This is a genomic window from Mesorhizobium sp. M5C.F.Ca.IN.020.29.1.1 (genome assembly GCF_003997375.1).
Taxonomy (GTDB): domain Bacteria; phylum Pseudomonadota; class Alphaproteobacteria; order Rhizobiales; family Rhizobiaceae; genus Mesorhizobium; species Mesorhizobium wenxiniae.
Map to the genome: position 1 here is coordinate 1 of NZ_RZSW01000606.1, position 3425 is coordinate 3425.

Below are 3425 nucleotides of genomic sequence, written 5' to 3' on the forward strand. Positions count from 1 at the left end.
CCTCAGCGGCGTCTCGGCGATGTGGATTTCGGATATCGTGTTCGAGGTGGTGGTGAGGCGGTTCAAGCCGGAGAAGGAGGAGTGAGATCGCGCCTGTCTTATTGCGCCCGCAGTAACAGCCTCTTGCGGGAGACCCGGGTGAAGGTGCGGAACCACGGGCGACGGTGCGCGTTACGCACGACCCTCGTGAGGATGCACCATGCCAGCTCGCCCAATCGTCTCGACAGCCGCAGCGATCCTGCTCGCCGCCACAAGCATGGCTTACGCCCGGCCGGATGCGCGCACCATGACATGCGAACAGACGCAGCTTCTGATCCAGAGCCGGCGCGCGGTCGTCCTGACCACCGGCCGCAACACCTATGATCGATATGTCCGCCAATACGGCAACGAGTGCGACTGGCCCGACGTGCCGATCGCCTCCTATGTCCGGACGCTTGACGGTCAATGTCGGGTCCATCGATGTGAGGAACCGGTTTTCGATTTCCCGGACTGAGAAGCAGCCGGCCTCTGATCCAAGGTCTGTTCGCGCGACGTCTCTTCGCGCGACATCAAGGGGCCGATGCCCTAGAAGCCGAAGAACTGCCAGCCGATCAGATATCCAAGCGCGACGACCGCCAGGGGAAACAAGGCGGGCGCCAGCCGGCTGAGGGCGGAGCTCCTTGCCGGTTCCTTCGGGGCATTCCTGACGGCGTTTCCGAGATTCTTAGTCATGATCCCGCTATAGTAGCAGTCGCTGATTAACGATTCCCCAACATGCTGCGCCGCTCCGGAAACGGGGCGGTTTTCGCGTCTTCCATGGAACTCGTCGCTCTTGCCGCTCAAAACTATCCTGTCAGTCGATAGCATGGAACCGGGCGCGTCGCAGCATACCGGAACCAATCGCCGCCCACCTGCTTTGGCAAGGAGGTGATCCTTCGCGGGAAAGGAGTTCGACGTGAAACCTTTCGAATTCTTGCCAAGCGCGCTGATGACGGGCCCGCTGATGACGGGCACGCTGATGATGGGCATGCTGGGTGCACTGGCGTTGGCGGCGCCGGTTGCCGCCCAGACGGAGACACAAGACCCGGCGCCTGCCGGCCCATGCCAAGCCCAGCCGCAGAACGGCCAGCAACAGAAGCCGCCCGTCAACAACGGTGCCAGCGACAGCCTGACCGACACGCTTGATCCCTGCAACGGCGTGCTGCAGCCGCCGCCGACCGGCGATCAGGGCATGGCCGCACCGCCGCCGGACCAAGGCAGGACACCGGTGCTCAAGCCCGGCGAGGTGCCGGCACAGCCGCCGAAACAATAGATTCGGGCCTTTGCCGCCTCGCGCCTGACGGGTGCCCCGGCAGGCTTTTTCGCCTTCGGCCCGGAACATTAGCTCTTGCTAAATGTTCCTCTCGAAGCAGTCGATATCACCCCCTCCGGTATCGCTGCTGATCGGGCAATCCGATCGGCCCGCGTGCCTGCGTAAGGAACGCGGGCCACTGCGGTCGCATCAGTGCGCTCCAATGCGGCGATCGATTAGCCGCCGCTCACGGAACAAAGAAGGTTACGTCTGCGTTTTGCAATCTGGGCCTGCCGTTCCCGACTGTGGAAGGCGGAGCCCGCAAACCAGACAGGAGAAGACGATGAAAATCCACCTTGTTCCTGCCGCCGCCGGGCTGGTTCTGCTCGCCGGTATCGGCGTGGCCACCGCAGACCAGGTGATTATCACGCCCGAGCAGCAGACAGTCGTCCGCGAATATGTGCAGAAGCACCCGCTGGCGTCGATCAGCCTTTTGGGAGTGGAGCTCAATGTCGGTTCCACTTTGCCCGACACGGTTGAACTTCACGAGGTTCCCGACGTCGAGTACAGATACGTAGTCGTCGACGATCGCACCGTGCTGGTCGACCCCGGCACCCGCAGGATCGTGCAGGTCATCGACTGACCTTCACCCGCCGCTCTCTCGGGAAGACGCAAGAGGGAGCGGCGGCTCGCCGGCAGGCCGCCGGCCGTTGATCGTCTTGTCGCGGGAAGGAGCTTCCATGTTGCCGCATGTCGAGTCACGCAATGTGGCCGCATCTGTCGACAAGCTGCTTGCTGAACGGGGCACTGCCCTGTTGTCGATGAAGGAGTTGATTGCAGCGGTGCGTGAGCGAACTGGAACGGAGCGCTCGGACGCGGATCTGGCGGGGCTGATAACCAAAAAGGCGGCACTTCTCGGTGTCGCGGTTCTGTCCGACTAGGGCTGAAGCCGCCCAAGACGCGACGAAGACGCCGATCGAAATTTCAGCTAAAAGTTGTCGCTCACGGATTTTGAGCCGATGGAGGCAACAGTGACGGACGACAGGCAGGAACGTATTCGCCAACGGGCCCACGCGATCTGGGAGCAGGCCGGCCGGCCCAACGGCGCTCACCAGCAGCACTGGGATCAGGCCACAGCCGAGATCGACGGTGAGGAGAGCAGGCCGAAAGCGAAGGGTCCCGCGACCGGAAAGGCCACCAAGCCAAAGGCTGTCCGACCGCGCAAGAGTTCAGCAAGCTAGAAATAGCGGTTCGTAACACAGCGTTTCGGCCGCGGCACGAAAACTCTGTCCGTGCCGCGGCCGAAAGCGTGGAAATCGATCTCGGCTACTTGCCGCAGTGGTTGTCGTTGACGGTCGGTGAAACCGTGCCGGGAGCCTTGTTCATTGCATCCGGCATCGCGCCCTGCGGGCCTATAGGGCAGTTACGATCGGCATTTGAATTCAAGTCATCAGGGCCCACAATAATACTACCCGTAATCCCGGGATCGACGGCATTCGGCTCGACGAGGTTCGGATCGACCGGGGCAGGGTCGGTGACGACGCTTCTGTCGCTGCCGGGACCCATGTCAGCGTCTGGGTCGCTGGTATTCTGGGCCATCGCAGAGGTGGCCAGACCGGCGGCGAGTACGGACGCTGCGAGAATCTTCGTGAGCATGATTTTTCTCCATTTGTCTCCATTTTCTCGGTTGTTGCCGCATTTGCGACTATCGAAAAAACCGCTCGGGGGTGGTGAAGGTTCCCATAAAATTCCAGCCTGCGACGAACCGTTCGTGATCATCAGAGCAATCCTTGCCCGGTATGGAAACTCAAAAGCGTGCTGGCCACGAGCCGTTGACATGACCGCCATGTCACGGTATTGAACAGGACTATACAGGTCTACTGAACAGGTATTCCATGGCGCGGCGCACGGCTCTGTCGACTCCCGGTACGGGCAAGCCCGAACGGATCGCCACCGTCCTCGAACACGAGATCCGCTCCGGCGTGCTCGGCTTCGGCGACCGCCTGCAGAGCGAGAACGAGCTCGTCCAGCGCTTTTCCGTCAGCCGCAACACCATCCGCAAGGGTCTCGAGGAACTGTCGAGCCGCGGGCTGATCACCACCAAAGTCGGCATCGGCTCGTTCGCCACCTTCGACGGCATGCCGGTCGACGACGC

8 protein-coding genes are annotated in these 3425 nt (G+C 62.0%); 6 read left to right on the forward strand and 2 right to left on the reverse strand.

All coding sequences use genetic code 11. The features are described 5' to 3' along the window. Positions 1 to 199 precede the first annotated feature (199 nt). Positions 200 to 493: a hypothetical protein gene (locus EOA85_RS30620; protein ID WP_065006701.1), complete on the forward strand. Its 294-nt coding sequence runs from the start codon at positions 200 to 202 to the stop codon at positions 491 to 493. A gap of 71 nt (positions 494 to 564) precedes the next feature. Here the strand turns inward: EOA85_RS30620 and EOA85_RS30625 are convergent, their stop codons facing one another. After that, entirely contained in the window at positions 565 to 822 is a 258-nt protein-coding gene (locus EOA85_RS30625; RefSeq protein ID WP_127212223.1) for a hypothetical protein, read from the reverse strand. Between the two features lie 112 nt (positions 823 to 934). Between EOA85_RS30625 and EOA85_RS30630 the strand changes: the two genes are divergently transcribed. The 4 genes from EOA85_RS30630 (at position 935) to EOA85_RS30645 (ending at position 2511) form a co-directional block, all read left to right on the forward strand. Continuing rightward, positions 935 to 1291, forward strand: coding sequence for a hypothetical protein (locus EOA85_RS30630; RefSeq protein ID WP_348627947.1), 357 nt, complete (start codon positions 935 to 937; stop codon positions 1289 to 1291). Positions 1292 to 1613: 322 nt separating this feature from the next. Beyond that, positions 1614 to 1913 (forward strand): DUF1236 domain-containing protein, encoded by a 300-nt coding sequence (locus EOA85_RS30635; protein WP_065006703.1) that lies wholly within the window; start codon positions 1614 to 1616, stop codon positions 1911 to 1913. A gap of 97 nt (positions 1914 to 2010) precedes the next feature. Continuing rightward, positions 2011 to 2211, forward strand: coding sequence for a hypothetical protein (locus EOA85_RS30640; RefSeq protein ID WP_127212224.1), 201 nt, complete (start codon positions 2011 to 2013; stop codon positions 2209 to 2211). Positions 2212 to 2289: 78 nt separating this feature from the next. After that, positions 2290 to 2511 carry a DUF2934 domain-containing protein gene (locus EOA85_RS30645; protein ID WP_245486154.1) on the forward strand — a complete coding sequence of 74 codons (222 nt, stop codon included), beginning with the start codon at positions 2290 to 2292 and terminating at the stop codon, positions 2509 to 2511. 85 nt (positions 2512 to 2596) lie between these two features. On the opposite strand, the gene EOA85_RS30650 is transcribed toward EOA85_RS30645, so the two are convergent. Next, positions 2597 to 3049, reverse strand: a complete 453-nt coding sequence (locus tag EOA85_RS30650) for a hypothetical protein (protein WP_348627948.1) — start codon at positions 3047 to 3049, stop codon at positions 2597 to 2599. A gap of 116 nt (positions 3050 to 3165) precedes the next feature. Between EOA85_RS30650 and EOA85_RS30655 the strand changes: the two genes are divergently transcribed. Further along, a partial coding sequence (locus EOA85_RS30655) for a GntR family transcriptional regulator (protein ID WP_164759992.1) occupies positions 3166 to 3425 on the forward strand: 260 nt, incomplete at its 3' end.

Excerpts from the sequence above, each read along its gene's own strand:
- EOA85_RS30620 (WP_065006701.1), top strand. The coding sequence starts at position 200 with ATGCCAGCTCGCCCAATCGTCTCGACAGCCGCAGCGATCCTGCTCGCC.
- EOA85_RS30645 (WP_245486154.1), top strand. The coding sequence starts at position 2,290 with ATGGAGGCAACAGTGACGGACGACAGGCAGGAACGTATTCGCCAACGG.
- EOA85_RS30650 (WP_348627948.1), bottom strand. The coding sequence starts at position 3,049 with ATGATCACGAACGGTTCGTCGCAGGCTGGAATTTTATGGGAACCTTCA.
- EOA85_RS30640 (WP_127212224.1), top strand. The coding sequence starts at position 2,011 with ATGTTGCCGCATGTCGAGTCACGCAATGTGGCCGCATCTGTCGACAAG.
- EOA85_RS30635 (WP_065006703.1), top strand. The coding sequence starts at position 1,614 with ATGAAAATCCACCTTGTTCCTGCCGCCGCCGGGCTGGTTCTGCTCGCC.